17 protein-coding genes and 1 pseudogene are annotated in these 16,634 nt (G+C 65.3%); 4 read left to right on the top strand and 14 right to left on the bottom strand.

Features of this window, described 5'->3' with window-relative positions; genetic code table 11:
* Window positions 1-272 precede the first annotated feature (272 nt).
* The gene (locus AC1D2O_RS32580; RefSeq protein WP_477650787.1) at window positions 273-665 is read right to left on the bottom strand and encodes a carboxymuconolactone decarboxylase family protein; all 393 of its coding nucleotides are present in this window, start codon (window positions 663-665) and stop codon (window positions 273-275) included.
* A 150-nt stretch (window positions 666-815) separates the two neighbouring features.
* On the opposite strand from AC1D2O_RS32580, the gene AC1D2O_RS32575 reads away from it, so the two are divergent.
* On the top strand, window positions 816-1,706 hold the full coding sequence (locus AC1D2O_RS32575; RefSeq protein WP_478158538.1) for a LysR family transcriptional regulator: 891 nt from the start codon (window positions 816-818) through the stop codon (window positions 1,704-1,706).
* Window positions 1,707-1,870: 164 nt separating this feature from the next.
* Here the strand turns inward: AC1D2O_RS32575 and AC1D2O_RS32570 are convergent, their stop codons facing one another.
* The 11 genes and pseudogenes from AC1D2O_RS32570 to AC1D2O_RS32520 form a co-directional block, all read right to left on the bottom strand.
* A complete protein-coding gene (locus tag AC1D2O_RS32570; protein WP_478091008.1) occupies window positions 1,871-2,695 on the bottom strand; it encodes an SMP-30/gluconolactonase/LRE family protein in 825 nt (274 codons plus the stop codon).
* Window positions 2,696-3,377: 682 nt separating this feature from the next.
* A complete protein-coding gene (locus AC1D2O_RS32565) occupies window positions 3,378-4,748 on the bottom strand; it encodes an FAD-binding oxidoreductase (protein WP_478091006.1) in 1,371 nt (456 codons plus the stop codon).
* Between the two features lie 8 nt (window positions 4,749-4,756).
* On the bottom strand, window positions 4,757-5,665 hold the full coding sequence (locus tag AC1D2O_RS32560; RefSeq protein ID WP_478158537.1) for an ABC transporter permease: 909 nt from the start codon (window positions 5,663-5,665) through the stop codon (window positions 4,757-4,759).
* Entirely contained in the window at window positions 5,662-6,498 is an 837-nt protein-coding gene (locus AC1D2O_RS32555) for an ABC transporter ATP-binding protein (protein WP_286370163.1), read from the bottom strand. Before AC1D2O_RS32555 ends, AC1D2O_RS32560 begins: the two co-directional genes overlap by 4 nt.
* Before the next feature lie 38 nt (window positions 6,499-6,536).
* Entirely contained in the window at window positions 6,537-7,520 is a 984-nt protein-coding gene (locus tag AC1D2O_RS32550) for an ABC transporter substrate-binding protein (RefSeq protein ID WP_478158536.1), read from the bottom strand.
* Between the two features lie 74 nt (window positions 7,521-7,594).
* Complete coding sequence (locus AC1D2O_RS32545; protein WP_478091000.1) at window positions 7,595-8,458, bottom strand: creatininase family protein; 864 nt, start codon at window positions 8,456-8,458, stop codon at window positions 7,595-7,597.
* A gap of 18 nt (window positions 8,459-8,476) precedes the next feature.
* The gene (locus tag AC1D2O_RS32540) at window positions 8,477-9,748 is read right to left on the bottom strand and encodes an amidohydrolase family protein (protein WP_478090999.1); all 1,272 of its coding nucleotides are present in this window, start codon (window positions 9,746-9,748) and stop codon (window positions 8,477-8,479) included.
* Window positions 9,745-10,332: an NAD(P)H-dependent oxidoreductase gene (locus tag AC1D2O_RS32535; RefSeq protein WP_478090997.1), complete on the bottom strand. Its 588-nt coding sequence runs from the start codon at window positions 10,330-10,332 to the stop codon at window positions 9,745-9,747. The genes AC1D2O_RS32540 and AC1D2O_RS32535 overlap by 4 nt, the downstream gene beginning before the upstream one ends.
* 180 nt (window positions 10,333-10,512) lie before the next feature.
* A complete protein-coding gene (locus AC1D2O_RS32530; protein WP_478158540.1) occupies window positions 10,513-11,190 on the bottom strand; it encodes a TetR family transcriptional regulator C-terminal domain-containing protein in 678 nt (225 codons plus the stop codon).
* A gap of 69 nt (window positions 11,191-11,259) precedes the next feature.
* Window positions 11,260-11,421: pseudogene (locus tag AC1D2O_RS32525) on the bottom strand (MerR family DNA-binding transcriptional regulator); the annotation flags it as partial.
* 78 nt (window positions 11,422-11,499) lie between these two features.
* Window positions 11,500-11,709, bottom strand: coding sequence for a hypothetical protein (locus tag AC1D2O_RS32520; protein ID WP_478158535.1), 210 nt, complete (start codon window positions 11,707-11,709; stop codon window positions 11,500-11,502).
* 103 nt (window positions 11,710-11,812) lie between these two features.
* Here AC1D2O_RS32520 and AC1D2O_RS32515 point away from each other — a divergent pair, with 103 nt between their 5' ends.
* Window positions 11,813-12,724 carry a transporter gene (locus AC1D2O_RS32515; protein ID WP_478158534.1) on the top strand — a complete coding sequence of 304 codons (912 nt, stop codon included), beginning with the start codon at window positions 11,813-11,815 and terminating at the stop codon, window positions 12,722-12,724.
* Between the two features lie 287 nt (window positions 12,725-13,011).
* Here AC1D2O_RS32515 and AC1D2O_RS32510 read toward each other — a convergent pair whose 3' ends face one another.
* Window positions 13,012-13,416: a hypothetical protein gene (locus tag AC1D2O_RS32510; protein ID WP_478158533.1), complete on the bottom strand. Its 405-nt coding sequence runs from the start codon at window positions 13,414-13,416 to the stop codon at window positions 13,012-13,014.
* Between the two features lie 180 nt (window positions 13,417-13,596).
* Window positions 13,597-14,592, bottom strand: a complete 996-nt coding sequence (locus AC1D2O_RS32505; protein ID WP_478158532.1) for an AraC family transcriptional regulator — start codon at window positions 14,590-14,592, stop codon at window positions 13,597-13,599.
* Window positions 14,593-14,722: 130 nt separating this feature from the next.
* On the opposite strand from AC1D2O_RS32505, the gene AC1D2O_RS32500 reads away from it, so the two are divergent.
* Both AC1D2O_RS32500 and AC1D2O_RS32495 read left to right on the top strand, forming a co-directional pair.
* Window positions 14,723-15,778 (top strand): beta-keto acid cleavage family enzyme, encoded by a 1,056-nt coding sequence (locus tag AC1D2O_RS32500; protein WP_478094646.1) that lies wholly within the window; start codon window positions 14,723-14,725, stop codon window positions 15,776-15,778.
* A 15-nt stretch (window positions 15,779-15,793) separates the two neighbouring features.
* Entirely contained in the window at window positions 15,794-16,630 is an 837-nt protein-coding gene (locus tag AC1D2O_RS32495) for an SDR family NAD(P)-dependent oxidoreductase (RefSeq protein WP_478158531.1), read from the top strand.
* The last annotated feature ends 4 nt before the right edge of the window (window positions 16,631-16,634 follow it).

The raw sequence follows: 16,634 nt of genomic DNA, 5'->3' as shown, positions 1-16,634 counted from the left end.
CTTACAACCTCAAGCGGGTGATCGCCATCCTGGGCATGACCAGAACGATGAAGGCGATGAAGCTGGCGGGGGCGTGAGCGCTTTTAACGACGGCTGAGGGTGGTCCAGAACATCACGAACAAGACGAATGCGCGTTCGCGCGGCGATGAGCACTGGATGGCATCAGCAGGCTCAATGACGGGACCTGTGGTCTCGTGTTCGGCATACTGTTGTGCCAATTGCGTTTCCACACGGCCTCGGCCAAGACCGGTCGTTCATCCGACGGTGTGACTTCAGGCCAGTGGGAGCGGAATTCCTGACTCTGCGAACACCTCACGTACGATGGACAGTCCGTTCAGCGCCGCCGGAAAACCCGCGTAGACCGCCATCTGCATCACAACTTCGACCACCTCTGCTGGCGTGCAGCCGACGTGCAATGCAGCATGCACATGCACACGCAACTGGGGCTGCGCATGGCCAAGTGCGCACAACGCCGCGACCGTCGCCAATTCACGCTCTCGCAAGCCCAGGCCTTCTCGCGCGTAGATGTCGCCGAACGGGAATTCAAGCACATAGCGCGCGAAGTCTGGAAACGACTTCGCTAGTTCCTCGACCACTTCCAGGCCCGCTGGGCCGTCCACGGCGGTCAACATGCGCGAGCCGCGTTCGTAACGTTCAGCGTTCATTGAGCACCTCCACTTCGGTACCGCCGAACAGTGTCGGTCGCTGCAGCATGGCGGGAATGGGTCATGACATCCTCCAATAATGTTGATGAAGGTCACTGTAGGGCCGACCTCCGGTATGCAGAATGACCAAGTTCGTGATACCTTTTTGATATGTCAAACCTCCTGGATTCCCGGGCACTGGCGCTATTCCTTGCCGTCGCAGACGCGCTGAGCTTTCGCCAAGCGGCCGAGACACTGCACCTGTCTCAGCCGCCATTGAGTCGGGCGATTCGGGAGCTCGAGGAACGGTTGGGGACGCGGCTGTTCGACCGCAACACGAAAGGGGTGAACCTCACCGACGCCGGACAGAGGCTGCTGCCCTATGCGCGGAGCATCGGGAAGTTGCTCCGCGAGGCCGAAGCGGAGCTCGCGACCCGGGGCTTGCCGGCCACCCTTCGGCTTGGCCTGACTAGCGCAGTGGAGCCGACCTGGTTCCGTGGGCTGGCCCAACGAATGCAGGCAATCCATCCCGGAACGGCCGTGTCAACCTTGTCCGATGCCTCACCGCGGCTCGTACGCCAGCTTCGCGCCGGCAAACTGGATGCCGCCTTCGTCGCGCTGCCTACGGATGCGCATGGGTTGGATGTCTTGGAACTCGACCGCCTGCCGATGGTGGTCGCGATGCAGTCCTCACATCAGCTGGCGAGGCGCAAGGCGGTCAGTCTCGCAGACCTGGCGCGTGAATCGGTCTTCTGGTTCGAGCGCGCGCGACAGCCCGCGTTCTACGACTACTGCCAGAAGGTCTTCTCGCGCTATGACTTCGCCCCGTCAAAGCTAAGGGAACCGACCGACCATCACGTTCTGCTGAGTGACGTGGCCAGCGGACGCGGTGTGGCCCTACTGCCCAAGTCTTTCACTGGATTGAGACGGGCGGGCGTCGTCTACAGGTCTCTGGTCGAGGGCGAAGAACTGGCTGTCGGTATCGGGCTCGTTACGCGCAGGGACCGGCAAGGAATGCGCGACATACTGACCGCGGTGGCAGGAACATGCGGACAGCCGTAGTCGGCCATCACCCGCCGTTCAATGTGGCTGCCAAAAAGCAGTCGCTCGACGCCGCTCTCGCCCCAGAGCTGCCCACCTTGGCGGCAACATCGGGCCACCCAGCTCAACAGATCAACGATTCAATGATTCTTTCTATTGCCTGCGGCGCTGAAATGGCACTTCAGTCAGGGCCAGCCGACACCGGGGATGTCCACCGTCGCCGCGAGCAACTGGCCGGTACCGGCCATGTCATCCATGCGATCCATACCGAACCAGCGAGCGGCGGCGATCAAGAGGGTCTTGCGATCAGGACCGCCGAGCATGCAAGCGAATGCGCCGCGATCGAGTTCGATGCGTTGCTGGACTGTTCCGCCTTCACGGACTCGCACACAGCATTTGTGAGGCACGTCGGCGTACCAGACACAGCCTTGTGCATCGACGCAAATGCCGTCTGGCGTTCCCTCACCAAGGTCCGCCCAAATCCGGCGTCCTGACAACACGCCGTCGGCCGCAATGTCGAAAGCGGTCAGGCGTCGGCCGTGCGACTCCGCAAGGATCAACGTCCTGTTGTCCGGGGTAATCGCCATTCCGTTCGGGAAAGCAAATCCCTCCGCGAGGGACCGCACCTTGCCATCGGGCGTCACGACCAACAGGCATTCACCGTTCACGTAAGCATTGCCACGGCCGTCCACGACGATCTCATTCCACAAGCCCTTCGAGAAGGATGCCAGGTCGGCGTAGGTTGCCAGCGCGCCGTCCGAGTTCTGGCGGACGAGTTTGCCGGCGCGCGACGAGACGAACAGCAAGCCGCCGTCAGGCAGGAAGTCGAACGAGAGTGGTGGCGCGGGTGCTTGTACGACGGTTTTGGGCGCACCGTCGTCATTGCCAAGTGACATGATCTCGCCAGCAGTCCAGTCAGCGAACCACCATCGTCCGTTGTGCCACCGGGGCGACTCCACCAGACCCCGATCGCCAGCTAGATGTATGAGCTCGGAAGGTGGTTGCGTCATGTTGGCCTCTCACGGATCGTTCCATTGTCTGCCTCATGCTGCGTTCCTGCCGGAAAGCGCCGTTCGAGCGGCGATCTCCAAGGCATGGCGTTCAGCAGCTTCGATGAAGGTCAGCTTCTTCTGATGCTGAAGGACGGCAACGGGCCCGGAACGGCTGTTCGCGCCCTGGGCCCGCCGGCGGCTCGTCCCCCGTCCGCGCGGCCCGGAGAATTCAGAGATGGGTGAAAAACCCTCGAGTAGCCTGGCAGATCTGTTTCCTAACCCCTTGTTGCGAGTCGCCTCGGGATTCCATCCTGGGTGCCGATCGACAACTTGGCCCTGCCTTGGCCGGTTGCAGGATGCCGGCCTTGTCCTGGCTGGCGCCAGGCGCAGGAAGAGCGCACTGTCCTTTTGCCGGACCCACTCGCGCACCGACCAGCGTTCGCGCAGCGCCTGCTGTTCATAGAAGCCCCGCTCCAGCGGGTCGTCGATCTTCAGCAGCTCGACGATGTGCGACCCCGAATTCGGCCGCCGGATCCTATTGGGGGATGACTCTCGGTCTCGATGCGTATTGAGTTCTATCTAGAAATTACCAGCTTGACCTGGCGAGCGAGGCCCGAGCGCGGGACCGGGGTCGCCGTTCGCGGGATCGTTGGGCGCCATTACGTGGTCAGTGCCAGTTCAATGAACCGAGTGCCCGCGCTCAGGCCGCAACCGTCTCCTTCACCGGCCAGTCGCGCAACTTACCGGGGTTAAGTAACCCCAGTGGATCGAAGCGCTTCTTCACCTCGATCACTTCCGGCGGCAGCGGCCCGCCGGCCTTGCCGTCTTCCACGATGTTCACGTGCGGGTTGTTGATGTGCACATTGTGGGCACGGTGGATGTCGATGATCTCGTTCAACCGCTCCTCGGTGCTGAAGCGTACCAGTTGCAGACCGCTGCAGGTCAAGAGGCCGGCCACGTTGCGCAGGAACTCGACGTGCATCATCACCTCGCCGCCCAGCAGCTTCTCCATCTCGATGATCTGCTCGACATGCTTGCCCGGAATGAACCCGCTCTGCAGGTAGGTCAGCGTCGGATCGATCTTCAGCGAATGCAGCGTCGTGTGGTTCCAGGTGAACTCCATCAGCGTGCGGTTGCTCTTCTGCACCTCGGCAGCGGTCTTGCGGTAGCCCACGATGCCACCGTGCGCCTCCACTAGAAGCATCATGGCGGGCTCGCCCGACTCGGCCACCAGCGACAGCACCGTGTGGCAGCCCTTCGGCAGGTGCGCTGCCAGTTGCGTGAGGTGGTCGGAAATCGGCGCGGCAAAGAAAGTGACGCCGCGCTTCACGATTCCTGGCGAATTTGCCAGCTTGTCCGCAAAGTTCAGCGCATTCTCGAAGCTGTCGAAGGTCACCAGCGTCTCGAGCCACGGGTGAGCGGGCGCCAGCGCGATCTCCAGCTCCAGCACCAGGCCGTTGGTGCCCCACAGGTGATGCATGCGCATGGCGTCGGGACCGCGTAGCTCGACGATCTGCGGCTCGGCTTCGATAGTCATCGCACGGATGCCAATGATATTTCCCGACGCACCCAGCGGTCCGTAGTTGATCGAGCCCACGCCGCCGAAGCCGCCGCCGAACAGTCCGCCGAGTGTGGCGCTGCGATAGGTCGAGGGTACGCAGCGCATCTCCTGGCCGGTGGGTTTCGTCTGCTTCTCCAGCTCGCCCAGGCGGATACCGGCCTGCGCGCGTGCCACGCCGGGCTGCACCCACAGGCAGGCGTTGTAGCCCGTCATGTCGAGCACTACGCCACCGGCCAGTGGCGTAGTCTGGCCGTAGTTTCCGGTGCCGCTGCCGCGGATGGTGATGGGCACGTTGCGACGCGCACAGGCGCCCACCACGGCGCGGATCTCTTCCTCGGTGCGCGGGCGCACCACCACGTCGGCGCGCTTGCCCTTCAACTGGCGCGTGAGTACTGGGCTGAACCAGAAGAAATCCTGCGAGAGTCGCGTGACGCGGCCTTCGTCGGTGATCCAGTCGAGGTCGGGGAGTTCGAGCAGCAGTTGCTCGATGGAGGAAACAGGAGCGTTCATGGTCAAGTTCAATCCTGGGAAAGTTCGCTCGCGTGCCACGAGCCGAGCGCCAGCTTGGTGAGCCAGGCCATCAGCACGAAGAGCGCGACACCGGTGAGGGAAATGAGCAGCAGGGCCGCGAACATGCGCGGAATGTTCAGCTGGAAGCCCGCCTGCAAGATCTGGTACGCCAGCCCCGCGCCCGAGCCGCCCGTGCCGGCCACGAATTCGGCCACCACCGCGCCGATCAGCGCGAGGCCGCTGGAAATGCGCAGCCCGCCGAAGAAGTAGGGCAGCGCGCTCGGGATGCGCAGGCGCACCAGTTGCTGCCAGCGCGTGGCGCGGTTCAGCTTGAAGTAGCTCTGCAGGTCGGGGTCGATGCTGCGCAGGCCCAGCGTGGTGTTGCTGATGATCGGGAACAGCGCGACCAGCGCCGCGCAGACCACCATCGCGGCGGTCGGGTTCTTGACCCAGATGATGATCAGCGGCGCGACCGCGACGATCGGCGTCACCTGAAGCAGTACCGCGTACGGGAACAGCGCGGTCTCGATCAGCTTGCTCTGCACGAACAGGAAGGAGATCAGCACGCCGGCGATGGTGGCGACCACGAAGGACAGCACGGTGATCTTGAGCGTCACGAGCAGGGCCATGCCGAGCGGCACCCAGTCGGTGACCAGGGTCTGCATCATCAGGTAGGGCGATGGCACCAGGTAGGGCGGCAGCTCCATCGCCGTGACCAGGCCCTGCCAGAGCGCGATCAGCACCACGCCGACCAGCAGCGGGTACATCACGCGCTGGACGCGCGGCTGCTGGAGCAGCGGAATGCGGGCCGGCTGCTTCTTCAGCGTCGGCTTCGGCGCAGGGCGCGGTCTGGTGGGCGTTGCTGGTGGGGTCATCGTCGTCGTTCCCGCGGCGCTTGTCGGTGCCAGTGCGCTCATGCCTGCACCTCGTCGTGCGCGCTGCTGGCGCGCAGCAGGCTGTCCTGCAGCGTCTTGGCGTAGCGGCTGAACTGCGGCGACACCATGAAGTCGGCGCTGCGCGGATAGGGCTCGTCGATGCGGAACTGCTCGACCACGCGGCCCGGGCGCGCGGCCATCATCACGACGCGGCTCGACAGGAACACCGCCTCGTGGATCGAGTGGGTGACGAAGATCACCGTGAGCTTCTTCTTGCGCCAGAGGTCGAGCAGTTCGGCGTCGAGCTTGTGGCGCGTGATCTCGTCGAGCGCGCCGAAGGGCTCGTCCATCAGCAGCAGGTCGGGCTGCGTCACCAGGCCGCGCGCGATCGACACCCGCATCTGCATGCCGCCCGACAGGGCGCGCGGCAGGGCCGAAGCGAACTTGTCCAGGCCGACCAGTTCGAGCGCCTCGGCGACGCGCTCCTCGGCCTCCTTGCGCGGCACGCCGGCGAGGTCGAGCGGCAGCCGCACGTTGGTGCGCACGCTGGCCCAGGGCATCAGGGTCGGCGACTGGAACACGAAGGCCATGCGGCGGCCGCTCTCGTCGATCTGCGCCACCGGCTTGCGCCACACCAGCAGCCGGCCGTCGGTCGGCTCGAGCATGCCGGCCACCATCTTGAGCAAGGTGCTCTTGCCGCAGCCCGAAGGCCCGAGCAAGGTGACGAATTCGCCTTCGGCGATGCTCAGGTCGACCGGCAGCAGCGCCTGGGTGCCGTTCGGATAGGTCTTCTCGGCGGAGAGCACCTCGACCGCCGGGACGGTGAAGCGCGGCTGCGGCGGCAGCGTGTAGGAGGCGGATTCGGTGTCGTTCATGCGGGGCCTTTCGAGAGGGCGCCGAAGCGCCCGGTGTGTCAGGGCAGGACCTTGGCGTCCTTCACGAAGTCGGTCGTGTAGGTCTTGGCGATCTCGACCTTGGCGGGGTCGAGCAACTTGGCGGAGACCAGGAAGTCGTAGCTGGCCTTGGCGCGCGCATCGGTGATGACGCCGATGCCCTGCGTGGCCGCGTCGCCGCCCGTGACCATGCCCATCTCCTTGAGCTTGGCGACGCTGTAGGCGAGCTGGTCGTCGGTCATGTTGGGGTTGTCCTTCTTGATCAGCGCGTTGGCGGGAGCGGGATCGGCGAGGTAGCTCTTCCAGCCCTCGGCCGAGGCCTTGACGAAGGCCGCCACCTGCTTGCTGCGCTCCTTGACGGTCTTGTCCATGCACGAGACCGTGGTCGCGTAGGCCGGGAAGCCGTGGTCGCTGAACATCAGCACCGTGCTTTTCACGCCGGCCTTCTGGATGGCGTAGGGCTCGGAGGTCAGGTAGCCCTGCTGCGCGGCGTTCTTGTCGGCGACGAAGGGCTGGATGTTGAAGGTGTAGGGCCGGGTCTGCTCGTCGGTGAGCCCGAACTTGGCCTTGAGCCAGGGCCAGTAGCCGCGGTTGGCCTGGGCGCCGATCAGGATCGTCTTGCCCTTGAGGTCCTCGAACTTCTTGACGTCGTCGTGCGCGATCAGCACCTGCGGGTCCTTCTGGAAGAAGGCCGCGACGTTGACCACCGGCACGCCGCCTTCGCGCACCTGCATCATCTGGATGTCGCTTGAACCCATGATGCAGTCGGCCTGGCCGGCGGCCATCATCTGCGTGATGTTGACCTGCGGGCCGCCCATCTTGATGGTCACGTCCAGGCCGTACTTCTTGTAGATGCCCTGCGCCACGGCCTGGTAGAAGCCGCCGTGCTCGGCCTGCGCGTACCAGTTGGTCATGTAGGTGAACTTGTCTTCGGCCTGCGCGGGCGCGGCGGCGAGGAAAGCGATGGCGGCGGCGCCGGCCAGGGACAGTGCGAAGGAGCGCATGGGATGACCTCTCGAGGGCTGGGGTGAAGTGAAGAAAGAAAAATGTGTGAACGGGTCGGATTCAAGTAGCAGGCTCAGGCGGGAGCGAAGCTCTGCTGGACGAAGCCCTGCTGGTGGCCGCGCTCCCAAGTGGCTTCCTCGCGCACGAGCCAGCGCAGCGCGTGGAGCTCGGTCAGCGCCTGCACCCAGCTGTCGGACAGCGTGTCCAGGATGGCTTCGCCCTGCTCGCGCGTGGCGGTAGTCGGGTCGCCGATGACGCCGCTGGGGCCGAAGTCGCGCGCGGTCCAGGCGCACGCCGGGCGGCCGTCGGCCGACAGCAGCTTGATGGGAAAGGGCGGCGGAAAGTTGGCCACCGCGCGCTCCATATGCACCGTCTCGGGCGCGAGTGCGAGCATCAGCGCGGTCTCGGAATGGCCCGCGTGCATCGCGAGCTTCTTCTCCTGCTCGCTCACCTGCTTGCTCGCGGCGCTCGGCAGGCGCGACACGCCGTACGGCACGATCACGAAGTCGCCATGGCGCAGGCGCAGTTCGCGCGCCGCCATCTCCAGGACCTGCGGCTGGCCGCCGTGGCCGTTGGCGAACAGCAGCTTGCGAAAGCCCGAGCGGTAGACCGACTCGCCGATCTCGATCACGGTGGACAGCAGCGTGGTGCCGGTCAGCGTCATGGTGCCGGGAAAGTGCAGGTGTTCTTCCGACTTGCCGTAGGTGATGGTCGGCAGTGCGAAGGCGCGCACGTCGGCCGGCAGCTTCTCCAGCGCCTTGCCCATCACGCCCGAGCTGATCACGCTGTCGACCGAGCACGGCAGGTGCGGGCCGTGCTGCTCGATGGCACCGCAGGGCAGCACGATGACGGTGTTCTCGCGGTCGGGCAGCGCGGCGATTTCGCTCCAGCTCAGATAGGGCAGGAAGCGGTGGGGCGGGATGTAGCCGTGGAGCATGGGTGTCCTTGTGGTTCGTTACCGGGGAAGGAAGGGGGTGGCGTCACCGCGGGTCACGCGGCCGTCGCGCAGCACTATGCGGTTCGCGGTGCGCGAGGGCCAGCCGAAGCGGTCGGCGTCGGTGAAGAGCACGAGGTCGGCGGATGCGCCTTCCAGCGTTGGCCGTGCAGGTGCGCGCTCGCGCCGCAGCCAGTCGCCGCGGCACAGCGCCTGCGACCAGGTGTCGAAGGGCTCGTCGAGCTGCGCCACCAGCGCGGCCGTGCCCAGCGCTTCCACGGGGTCGAAGCTGCCGAGCCGACAGAACGGGTCCTGCACGTTGTCGCTCGCAAACAGCAGCGGAATGCCGCGCTCGCGCGCCTCCTTCACCAGCGTGAGGCCACGCTGTCGCGGCGTGCGGCCGGTGACGGCGTCCTGAAGCAGCAGGTTGGTGGCGGGCAGCGACACCACGGTGATGGGGGCGCGCGCCACGGCGTCGAGCGTGGCCAGGGCCTGCGCCTCGGGCTGCGCCGCCAGCGCGCAGATGTGGCCGCAGACCACGCGGCCTTCGTAGCCGATCTCGCGCAGGATGCGGGCCGTGGTCTGCAGGCCGACGGCCGCGGCGTTGAGCTCCTCGTCCACATGCAGGTCGATGTCGAGATCGAAGGCCAGCGCCGACACCAGCAGGTTGCGCAGCGCGTTCTCGCTCCAGTTGGTGGAGTGCACAAAGCCCCCGAGCAGCGCGTGCGGTCCGGTGGCCTTCACCTGTTTCGCGAGGTGCAGGGCTTGCGCAGCATCTTCGAACAGCGGCAGCTTGATGAGGCTCACCTGCTCCAGGCGCACCTTGCCGGCCCATTCCTGCGCCAGCTCGGCCATCACGGGCCAAGCCATGGGCAGCGATTCGGGCTCCCACCAGTCGACGTGCGTGCGCACGTGCGTGGTGCCACATTCCCAGGCCCACTGCAGGCCGCGCGACGCGCGCTCGTGGACGTCAGCGGGAGTCCAGTGCGCACGGTCGGCCAGCATCGCGTCGATGGCGCCGAGCAGCCCGGGCTGCACCTGCTTCATGCGCGGCAGGGTGAAGGCCTTGTCGAGGTGCGTGTGGGCGTCGACGAAGCCGGGCAGCACCAGCGTGCCTGCGAGATCCCAGCCCGTGGTGGGTGCGCCGACGCCGGTTGCGGGGCGGACCGACTGCACGCGGCCGGCTTCGATGGCAATGCGTGCGAGCACCGGCACGCCGTTGCGCTGCGGCCAGTCGGCCGGCAGCAGCCAGCGCGGCAGCCGCACGTTGTCCAGGACCGTGGGCGCGTTCATGCGAAGCGCGCCATCGCCTGGCCGACGCGCGCCATGAAGCGTCTGAGCTGGGGCTCAGTCGCCACATTCATGTGGTAGTGGGCGTGGTAGTCCACCTTCGCGCCCTGGCCGGTGAGCCGCTTCATGTACCGCGTGACGATCTTGCGCGGCGGGTCGCCCATGTACATGGCCACCCAGCGGGGCCGACCGTAGGTGACCACGGCGCTGATGCGCTTGATGTGCGTGAGCATCGGCTTGACGTTGGCCGGGTCGCTGATGTCGAAGGCCACGCCCGGCATGAAGAGCCGGTCGAAGTAGCCCTTGAGCATGGCCGGCAGGCCGAAGCACCAGGTCGGAAAGCAGAACACGATGCCCTCGGCCCACTGCAGCCGCTCCACGTAGGGCTTCAGCGGCAGTTGGTTGGCGGGCACCTCGTGGTAGCCCAGGCGCTCCTCGCGCGAGAGCACCGGGTTGAAGCCCTTGGCGTAAAGGTCGCAGTCGTCCACCTCGTGCCCGGCGGCGCGCAGGTTCTTCAGCACCTGCTGGTGCAGGCTGGCATGGAAGCTGGTTTCGACCGGATGGCAGTAGACGACGAGCACGCGCATGATGATTTGTTTGACCGCTCAATCAGAGCAAGTGGTCAGACTCATGCAAACGACGTGCCAGCGCGGGTGCACCGGAAGGGTGCCGCACTCCGGGGCGACGGCCCGGACCGGGCTATTCGAGCGCGCGATCGATCACGTAGCGCCAGCCGCCGGCGGCGGAGGGTGCCACGCGCAGGCCGCTCAAGCCTTGATGCCGCAGCCGTTCAGCACGAAGGCCACCAGCTCGCGCGCGACCGACTCGCGGTCGATTGGCGCCTCGGGCGGCAGGCCGAGCATCACGCGCGTCTGGATCGCATAGTCGGCGTAGCTCTGGGTCATGGCCCAGATGTGCATCAGCAGCATGCGCGCGTCGAGCGGACGCATCTGCCCGCGCGCGATCCAGCCGTTGATCACGTCGAGTTTCTTCTGTGTCCAGGCGCGCGCGTTGGGCCAGTAACGGTCGAGGTTGCGGCCGCCGTCGAGCACCTCGCGCGAGAAGATGCGCGACATCTCGGGGTTGTCGAAGGCGTGGTCGAGCTTCTTGCGGATGTAGTCGCCGAGCACCGTGGCCGGGTCGCTCGCATCCTCGAACGAGAACACGACCTTCCAATCGTGCAGCACCTGCATCAGCAGTTCCTCGTAGAGTTCTTCCTTGCCCTCGATGTAGTAGTGGAGTTGGGGCTTGGTGAGGCCGGCGCGCACCGCGATGGCCTGAGTCGAGGTGCCCTTGAGGCCATGCAGGCTGAACTCCGTGATCGCTGCGGCGCGGATCGCCGACATGATGCGCTCGCGCCCCGGACGCGCCCGCGAAAGTGGCCCGTCGGGAGCGGGCATTTCCTGGGCGGTAGCGGGGGGTAGAGCGGCGGTGTCGACGTTCATGAGCGTGAGGTGGGCGGCGTGTGTCTGGCCGATAGTAATCCTTGGTAGGCGGCCGCGGGCCTCGAGCGAGAAGCCGGCGGCGCGCCCCAGCGCGATCAGCGCCAGCCGTTCCAGCACGCCGGGATCGAACAGGCGGCGCAGCCCGCGCCTGCCGGTGGAGGCGATCAGCCCCTTTTCGTCATAGAACCGCAGCATCGATGCCGGAACGCCGGATTGCTGCGCCGCGTGAATCGACCAACAGCAGTCACACGGCCGCGTCCGCTCTGGAGTCGTCGGTCTTGACTTGGAAGGCTTCAGCGCACGCGGCCGTTAGCAGGGGCGTGCGGGACCGATCTGCGGCGCACGCACCGGCTTGGCCATTCCGTAAAAGACGACGACACCCTGACCGCCGCAGCGGGTCGAGAGCCCCTCTTCAGGCGTGCCGATACAGCTGTCGATGTCCTGCCAGTTGTTGGTGACCCAGACGCTGCCGGCCGGATCGCCGCGCTCGGGCGGGGCGAGAATCCGCGAGCAATCCATTGTGCAAGCAGCGGACCGCGCCAAGGCGCGTATCAAGCACCTACGGATACGTACGTGAACCCACGTGTGGGCACGGATTGCATGTCGCAAGCCGCTGCTGATAATGGACCGCTCGAAACCAAGCGGTTCGAGCGAACTCGCAAAGGGCTCAGTTGCCCCTCGACCAATCGCAAGGAATTTCCTCGGGGTACGCAAAACGCCGTTCGCTTTTCCTGCTCGGATAATTTGCATCGCAGCGTCAATCGCAGCGTCCATGCTTTTGCCGGCACACGCAGAGATGAGCGCCGAAGAGCTCGCGAAGCTTGCACAAAATCCGGTCGGCAACCTCGTCAGCGTTCCGTTCCAGAACAACACCAATCTCAATTTCGGGCCCGAGAAGGGAACGCAGAACATCCTGAACATCCAGCCGGTGATTCCTGTTTCGGTCAACAAGGACTGGAACATCATCACCCGCACGATATTGCCGGTCATCTCGATGCCTTCGCTGGGGCCCGGCATCGACAGTCTCAATGGCGTCGGTGATGTGGTGATGACTGCCTTTCTCTCGCCGGCCAACCCCGGCAAGTGGATCTGGGGCGCCGGCCCGGTGGTTCAGATCCCGACCAACAGCAATTCGGAGTTGGGGAACAAGAACTGGGGCCTGGGCCCGTCCGCCGTCGTGCTCCACCTCGACCACGGCGACCCGTGGGTTTACGGCGCGCTGTTCAACAACATCTGGTCGGTGAGCAGCAGCAAGCAGGGTGGCTCGTACAACAACTTCCTGCTCCAGCCCTTCATCAACTACAACTTCCCGGGCGGTTTCTATCTCACCACCGCCCCGATCATCACCGCCGACTGGAAGGCTGAGAGCAGCCAGCGATGGACCGTACCCCTCGGGGGCGGCGTCGGCAAGATCTTCCACCTGGGCAAGCTGCCGGTGAACACGCAACTCTCGGCGTACTACAACGTGGTGAAGCCGGACAACGGTGCGAATTGGCAGATCCGAGTGCAGGCGCAGTTCATGTTTCCCAAGTGAAGTCTGGCCGCCTCACTCGGTACACCGCTCAAGTCCGCAGCCAGCGCTGTCGCCAGTTCGATGGTGGAGACCCAGATCCAACAGGCTGGTCAGGTTGCCACTGCGCATGCGGACAACGCGAAAAGTTGAACGCCCAGCCGAGTGCCCAGAGCCTTCATGCTGACTACGGTCTGACGAAATGCCGCGGTAGGCCTCGCACCAACCTCTGGGACGTGTGAGCGACGAATGTCTGCTTTGTCGCCTCCAGAACAGATCCTCCGGGCCAGCCATCGGGCCACCGCGCCCGTTCAGTAGCTCGTTTCGCCTTTCGACTTGATTTCGCCAGCCTTGTTGGCCGCAGCGGCTTCTGATTTGCGGGTCTTGCGCGCCGCCGAACGATCGGTGCTCGACACCTTTGGCGCGGTCACGCGCGGCGGCTCGGCTTCGCCCATTTGCGGCCCCCGGGCGGCTTCTGCCCCGGCGGCCTTGCGAGGCGCGCGTGCGGCGGCGCGTTCGTCGGCCGAGGTCTTCGGCTTCGCTTCCGGGATCGGGGTACCTTCGCCCATCTGCGGGCCTTGCGACGCTTTCGCGCCTTCCTTCTTCCGCTCGGCGCGTGCGGCCGCCTTGTCGTCGGCGCCCACGGCCTGCGCCTGTGCGCTCAGGGCCAGCATTTGGCCGATGGCCATCGCAACTGTCAAAACAAGCATCTTCATTTCACACTCCTCGGGGGATCGCCGCCCCAACATGGCCTGCCTTCGGCTCTGGCGGATCCTCTGCACCAAGCATGCGCTTTTCTAGTACATGCTGTTGATGTGCTCCAGCAGCGTACCTGGCGTCATGGGATTGGCGCGTCGGAGCAGGGCCTATGTCGCCAGCGGGCCGACCGCCCGAGCCTATTTGCCGCTGCGCCTTTCCGTCAGGGTGAAGCCGAAGTGGCGCTTGTGCCATCGCGAGAAGGCGCTGAGTGCCGAGAACCCGAGCAGATCCGCGACATCGGTAGGGCGGCCCTTGTTGCCTTCGAGGTAGCTTTCGGCAAGGTCGGCTCGCACGTCATCCACGAGCGACGAAAACGTTTCTCCGCTGCGCGCAAGATGGCGGTGCACGGTCCGGCGATCGACGCCAAGGTGCTGCGCCACCTTGTCGACGTTGCAGCGGCCCAGCGGCAGCAAATCGCGCACCAGCCAGCGAACCTTGTCCGCGAGCGTCATGTCCGGACGCGAAATCATCGCGTCCAGATATTGGCGCGCATAGCGCGCCATGACCGGATCTGCGGACGGAAGCTGCCCGGCCAGGTCCTCCGCCGCGCAGGCGATGCCGTTGAACTCGGCCTCGAAGTCGACGATGCGCCCGAACATGGCGACATGCCGAGTCAGGCTCGCAGGCGCGGGGTGCGTGAAGAGAACACGCCGGGGCATCCACGACGGACCCAGCAACTCTTGCAAGATGCGAAACAGATAGCCCACGAAGAGTTCGATCGCCTGCCGCAGAGGCATCCGCGCCCCCCGCACGATGTCCACCCGAAGGATCACGAGATTGCCCGCATCCTCGATGCGGATGGAGAGCAGTTCGCTGTGCAACTGCAAATAGCGGCCCAGCGTTTCGAGGGCGCGCCGTGCCGTGGTTTCCTCTCGCACCACCAGGCTGAACGGACCCAGGTTCGACAGGCGCCGGGCCGTGGAAAGCCGCAACCCGAAGTCTTCGACCCGGCTTTCCGCGGCTGAGGTTTCGAGCAGCTTTGCCACCGCTGTCGCATCAATTTGCGTGTCCGGATCCGAAAGGCACGAAGGATCCAGGCCGCACTTGCGCATCAGGCGGTTGGGATCGAGGCCGACCGAGCGCGCCAGTTCGAGGTAGCCGCTCAGGGTCGCGCTGCGAATGGTGGAGTGCATTTCTCCGGGGCCGTGAGGGACTGTTTTGGATGTCCCGAATGGTCATCCAAATGTCCCCTCGGGTCAATCGCCTGGCATCCGGAAAAACCATACTCAACCCGTCACTCAACGATTCCCTACGGAGACAACCATGCAATTCCTCGACGACTCACTCCTCCCCGAAAACCAGCAACCCCTCGTCATCCAGGTCGCGCCTTACGGCCCGGAGTGGATTCCCGCCGACTCCAGCGACATCCCGGTGTCGATGGACGAGCAGGTTCAAAAGGCGGTGGACTGCTACAACGCCGGCGCCACGCTCCTGCACGTCCATGTCCGCGAGGCGGACGGCAAGGGCTCCAAGCGCCTTTCGATGTTCAACGAGCTGCTCGCCCGTCTGCGCAATGCAGTTCCCGACATGATCCTGCAGGTCGGCGGCTCGATTTCGTTTGCGCCCGAGACCGACAGCGAGGCGGCTCAATGGCTGAGCGACGACACGCGCCACATGCTCGCGGAACTCACGCCGAAGCCCGACCAGGTGACGATCGCGATCAACACCAACCAGATGAACATCTGCGAGCTGTTGACCGCGGACGATGTCGCGAACACGTCCCTTGCGAATCCGGCCTATCAGCAGGCCTACCGCGAGATGACCATTCCCTCGGGACCCGGCTTCGTCGAGGAACACCTGCGCCGGCTGCAGGCCAACGGCATTCAGCCGCTCTTCATGCTCGGCGACGTGGGGCAGCTCGAGTCGGTCGAGCGACTGATCCGGCGCGGCATCTACACCGGCCCCCTGACCATGAACTGGGCGGCGATCGGCGGCGGCATGGACGGTCCGAACCCCTACAACATGATGGAGTTCATCCGCCGGGTCCCTGATGGCGCAGTCCTGACCATCGAAAGCATCATGCGCAGCGTCCTGCCCTTGAATGCAATGGCGATCGCCATGGGCCTGCACGTGCGCGTGGGCATCGAAGACAACCTCTGGGGCCGCAAGGGTGAACGCATGACCTCCGTGCAGCAGGTCGAGCAGATGGTGCGGCTCTCGCGCGAAATGCATCGCGAAGTGGCTACCGGCAAGCAGGCCAAGGAGATCTACAAGATCGGCGAGCACTACAAGACCGTCGACGAAACCCTGGCAAAGATTGGCTACGCGCCGAACCGTCAGTCCGGCGAACGGGGTGCTCCGCTTCGCCGCGTGGCCTGAGACAGGGAGCACGTCATGGTGAAATCCACAAGACCTCTCGAAGGGCGCGTCGCGCTCGTCACGGGCGCAGGCCCGGGCCTCGGCCGCGCCCTGGCGCGCTCCCTGGCCGAAGCCGGCGCCAATCTCGTCGTCTGCGACATCAATGAAGCAAGTCTCGAGCAGGCGCGCGCCGCGGTCGAGGAGGCCGGCTCGGAATGCCTGACCGTGTGTTGCGACGTCTCGGACAGCGCCGCTGTGCAGCGCATGTTCGCCCAGGCGGCCGAACGCTTCGGCACCGTGCACATCCTGGTGAACAACGCGGCGCTGACGCCCAACCGGCCGGCTGACGACGTGCGGCGCAATCGCCACTACACGTACCTCACGACGCCCGTGCCGCGGGAGTCGCTGGAGTTCACCAGCAACATCACCGATGAGGAATGGCACCGCTGGTGGGGCGTCAACGTGCACGGCACCTTCTACTGCACGCGCGAAGCGCTCAAGCTGATGGAGCCGCAGAAGTACGGCCGCATCATCAACGTCGCATCGCTGTCCGGCATGTCGGGCCTGTCCGCCCACAGCCCCCATTACAGCGCGACGAAGGGGGCGGTGATTGCCTTCACCAAGTCAGTCGCCGCGGAAGTCGCCGGCAGCAACATCTACGTGAATGTGATGGCACCGGGCCTTGTTCACACGCAGGAGGTCGAAGCGGTCCTGCAGAAGATGGGCGAGGAAGGCCGCAATCGCTTCTTGCAGCTCGTGCCCTCCGGACGGATGGGCACCCCCGAAGAGTACGCCGCCACGGTCGTGCACCTGGCGGGCGAGCATTACCTGGCCGGGCAGGTCATTTCGCCGAACGGCGGCATGTTGATCTGAGCAG

The sequence above is a fragment of the Variovorax sp. P1_G12 genome, from assembly GCF_056405555.1.
The sequence above is the reverse complement of the archived record's forward strand: the minus strand, read 5'-3'. Positions and strand labels throughout refer to the sequence as shown.

Coding starts and splice junctions, on each gene's coding strand:
- AC1D2O_RS32580 (WP_477650787.1), bottom strand. CDS start 665: ATGAACGCTGAACGTTACGAACGCGGCTCGCGCATGTTGACCGCCGTG.
- AC1D2O_RS32575 (WP_478158538.1), top strand. CDS start 816: ATGTCAAACCTCCTGGATTCCCGGGCACTGGCGCTATTCCTTGCCGTC.
- AC1D2O_RS32570 (WP_478091008.1), bottom strand. CDS start 2,695: ATGACGCAACCACCTTCCGAGCTCATACATCTAGCTGGCGATCGGGGT.
- AC1D2O_RS32565 (WP_478091006.1), bottom strand. CDS start 4,748: ATGAACGCTCCTGTTTCCTCCATCGAGCAACTGCTGCTCGAACTCCCC.
- AC1D2O_RS32560 (WP_478158537.1), bottom strand. CDS start 5,665: ATGAGCGCACTGGCACCGACAAGCGCCGCGGGAACGACGACGATGACC.
- AC1D2O_RS32555 (WP_286370163.1), bottom strand. CDS start 6,498: ATGAACGACACCGAATCCGCCTCCTACACGCTGCCGCCGCAGCCGCGC.
- AC1D2O_RS32550 (WP_478158536.1), bottom strand. CDS start 7,520: ATGCGCTCCTTCGCACTGTCCCTGGCCGGCGCCGCCGCCATCGCTTTC.
- AC1D2O_RS32545 (WP_478091000.1), bottom strand. CDS start 8,458: ATGCTCCACGGCTACATCCCGCCCCACCGCTTCCTGCCCTATCTGAGC.
- AC1D2O_RS32540 (WP_478090999.1), bottom strand. CDS start 9,748: ATGAACGCGCCCACGGTCCTGGACAACGTGCGGCTGCCGCGCTGGCTG.
- AC1D2O_RS32535 (WP_478090997.1), bottom strand. CDS start 10,332: ATGCGCGTGCTCGTCGTCTACTGCCATCCGGTCGAAACCAGCTTCCAT.
- AC1D2O_RS32530 (WP_478158540.1), bottom strand. CDS start 11,190: ATGAACGTCGACACCGCCGCTCTACCCCCCGCTACCGCCCAGGAAATG.
- AC1D2O_RS32520 (WP_478158535.1), bottom strand. CDS start 11,709: ATGGATTGCTCGCGGATTCTCGCCCCGCCCGAGCGCGGCGATCCGGCC.
- AC1D2O_RS32515 (WP_478158534.1), top strand. CDS start 11,813: ATGGACCGCTCGAAACCAAGCGGTTCGAGCGAACTCGCAAAGGGCTCA.
- AC1D2O_RS32510 (WP_478158533.1), bottom strand. CDS start 13,416: ATGAAGATGCTTGTTTTGACAGTTGCGATGGCCATCGGCCAAATGCTG.
- AC1D2O_RS32505 (WP_478158532.1), bottom strand. CDS start 14,592: ATGCACTCCACCATTCGCAGCGCGACCCTGAGCGGCTACCTCGAACTG.
- AC1D2O_RS32500 (WP_478094646.1), top strand. CDS start 14,723: ATGCAATTCCTCGACGACTCACTCCTCCCCGAAAACCAGCAACCCCTC.
- AC1D2O_RS32495 (WP_478158531.1), top strand. CDS start 15,794: ATGGTGAAATCCACAAGACCTCTCGAAGGGCGCGTCGCGCTCGTCACG.